The sequence below is a fragment of the Streptomyces murinus genome (assembly GCF_002154555.1).
GTDB classification, from domain to species: Bacteria; Actinomycetota; Actinomycetes; order Streptomycetales; family Streptomycetaceae; genus Streptomyces; species Streptomyces murinus.
In genome coordinates this window covers 1-2941 of sequence record NZ_MUNF01001016.1, presented here as the reverse complement: position 1 = coordinate 2941, position 2941 = coordinate 1, and the positions used below count along the sequence as shown (strand labels likewise).

General features: G+C 70.7%; 3 protein-coding genes. All 3 read right to left on the bottom strand.

The genetic code is table 11. The annotated features are described in order from the left end of the window. Window positions 1–125: 125 nt before the first annotated feature. Complete coding sequence (locus CCN72_RS37355) at window positions 126–1064, bottom strand: glutaminase (RefSeq protein ID WP_085563105.1); 939 nt, start codon at window positions 1062–1064, stop codon at window positions 126–128. Between the two features lie 63 nt (window positions 1065–1127). Beyond that, window positions 1128–2534, bottom strand: a complete 1407-nt coding sequence (gene aspA / locus CCN72_RS37350; RefSeq protein ID WP_086812692.1) for an aspartate ammonia-lyase — start codon at window positions 2532–2534, stop codon at window positions 1128–1130. 55 nt (window positions 2535–2589) lie between these two features. After that, window positions 2590–2941, bottom strand: a 352-nt coding sequence (locus tag CCN72_RS37345; protein ID WP_143664358.1) for an asparaginase, incomplete at its 5' end; no start/stop codon positions are given.

The following is a 2941-nucleotide window of genomic DNA, read 5'->3' as shown; positions in this document are numbered from 1 at the left end:
CCGGGGCGGTGTCCGGCGGAATCCGCGGCGGGTGTCGGGAGATTCCGGGGCCGGTGCCCGATGGCGCCGCCGACACCCTGGCGGATTCCGGGATCGGCGTCCAGCGGATTCCGTTGCCCGGGTGGTCAGAAGACGGACAGGCCGGTCAGGGTGGTGAAGCGGTCAAGGGCGGCCACGCCGGCCACGGAGTTGCCGCGTTCGTCCAGGCCGGGGCTCCAGACGCACAGGGTGCAGCGGCCCGGTACGACGGCGATGATGCCGCCGCCGACACCGCTCTTGCCGGGCAGTCCTACCCGGTAGGCGAAGTCGCCCGCGGCGTCGTACGTGCCGCAGGTCAGCATCACCGCGTTGACCTGCTTGGCCTCGCTGCGGCTGAGCAGCCGGCTGCCGTCGGCGCGGATGCCGTGCCGGGCGAGGAAGCCGGTGGCCAGGGCGAGGTCGGCGCAGGAGGCGGCGATGGAGCACTGCCGGAAGTACTGGTCGAGCAGGACCGGTACCTCGTTGTCGATGTTGCCGTAGGACGCCATGAAATGGGCCAGCGCGGCATTGCGGTCACCGTGCGCGGTCTCGGAGGCGGCGACCTCCTGGTCGAAGTCCAGCGCGGGGTTTCCGCTCTCGGCGCGCAGGAAGTCGAGCAGTTCACCGGCCGCGTCCCCGGTACGGGTCTGGAGGCGGTCGGTGACGACGAGCGCGCCCGCGTTGATGAACGGGTTGCGCGGGATGCCGTTCTCGTACTCCAGCTGGACCAGGGAGTTGAACGGGTTGCCGGAGGGCTCGCGGCCGACGTGCTCCCACAGCTCGTCGCCCTCACGCGCCAGGTCCAGGGCGAGGGTGAAGACCTTGGTGATGGACTGCGCGGAGAACGGCTGCCGCCACTCCCCCACCCCGTACACCGTGCCGTCCAGCTCGGCGACGGCCATGCCGAAGGTCCGGGGGTCGCACGCGGCCAGCGCCGGGATGTAGTCGGCGGCGCGGCCGCGGCCCGGTGTGTGCTCCAGCTCCTCGGCTATGCGCTCCAGGACCGGCAGGAAGGTGGGGGACGACGTCGTTGTCATGATCACCATTGTGCCTCCGTACCGCTCCCGGAGCCCACTCGCCCCCGCCGCGGAATCGTTCGTAACCGCAGGTCAGGCGGCCGGCGCCCCACTGCCCGCGATGATCTCGGGGCGCAGCAGAGCGGCCAGCGTCCCGGCGGGCAGCAGGCCCTTCTCCAGGACCAGTTCGGCGACCCCGCGCCCGGTGGCGAGGGCTTCCTTGGCGATCTCGGTGGCCGCCGTGTAGCCGATGTGCGGGTTGAGCGCGGTGACCAGTCCGATGGAGTTCTCCACGCTCGCGCGCAGCCGCTCGGTGTTGGCGGTGATGCCGTCGACGCAGCGCTCGGCCAGCGTCAGGCAGGCCCGCTCCAGATGGGTGACGGACTCCGACAGGGAGTGCAGGATGATCGGCTCGAAGGCGTTGAGCTGGAGCTGTCCGGCCTCGGCGGCCATGGTGATGGCGACGTCGTTGCCGATGACCTCGAAGGCGACCTGGTTGACCACCTCGGGGATGACCGGGTTGACCTTGCCCGGCATGATCGACGAACCGGCCTGCACCGGCGGCAGGTTGATCTCCCCGAGCCCGGCGCGCGGGCCGGAGGACAGCAGCCGCAGGTCGTTGCAGCTCTTGGAGAGCTTGACCGCGATCCGCTTGAGCACCCCGGACATCTGCACGAAGGCCCCGCAGTCCTGGGTGGCCTCGACCAGGTTGGCTGCGGTGACCAGCGGCAGCCCGGTGATCGCGGACAGATGCCGGCGGGCGGCCTCGGCGTACCCGGACGGAGCATTGATCCCGGTACCGATCGCCGTGGCGCCCAGGTTGATCTCATGGATCAGCTCGACGGCCTCGGCGAGCCGGCTGCGGTCCTCCTCGATCATCACGGCGAACGCGGAGAACTCCTGACCGAGCGTCATCGGTACCGCGTCCTGCAACTGGGTGCGACCCATCTTGAGCACGTCACGGAACTGCACGGACTTGCCCGCGAAGGAGTCCTGGAGTACAGCCATCGCCTTGAGCAGTCCACGGACCGCGAAGACCGTCGCTATCTTGACGGCGGTCGGGTAGACGTCATTGGTCGACTGGCTCAGGTTGACGTCCTCGTTCGGGTGTACATACATGTACTCGCCCTTGGCGCGGCCGAGCAGCTCCAACGCCCGGTTCGCGACGACCTCGTTGGCGTTCATGTTGGTCGAGGTGCCGGCCCCTCCCTGGATGACGTCCACGACGAACTGCTCGTGCAGCTCGCCGCGCCGGATCTCCTGGCAGGCGGTGACGATCGCGCGGGCCTTCTCGGGTGCCAGCAGGCCGAGTTCCTCGTTGGCGAGCGCGGCGGCCTCCTTCACCGCGGCCAGGGCGTCGATCAGATGCGGGTACGCCGAGATCGGCATGCCGGTGATGGGGAAGTTCTCGGTCGCCCGCAGGGTGTGGATGCCCCAGTAGGCGTCGGCGGGCACGTCCCGATCGCCGAGGAGGTCGTGTTCGCGCCGGGTGGTGGTCATGAGGGGTGATCCGCTTTCTGGGCTTCGGGAGGGGAAACGTCGGCGAGGGGTGAACTCAGGCGGAATCGAGCTCGTCCACCACCTGTACGGCGCCCACCGGGACGCCGCCGCCGAGCAGCGCCTGCCCCGCGAAGCCGGTCAGCAGGGCCGGGTCCACCCCGGCCCGCTCCAGTGCCCGTGCCGCGACCGGTATCCGCGCGCGGTCCGCGCCGTCCGCTATCTTCACGGCCACCGCCCGCCCGTCCGGCAGCGCGGCGACCTGGACGCCCTCGAAGCCGTCCTTGGCGAGCAGCCCCGGCACGGCCCGCATCAGCGCGGCGACATCGCGGCTCGCGCCGGACGCCATCTCCGCGTGGCCGCGCATCGCGTCGGCGACCTTGGCCTCCGCCGTGCCGGGCGCCGCCGAG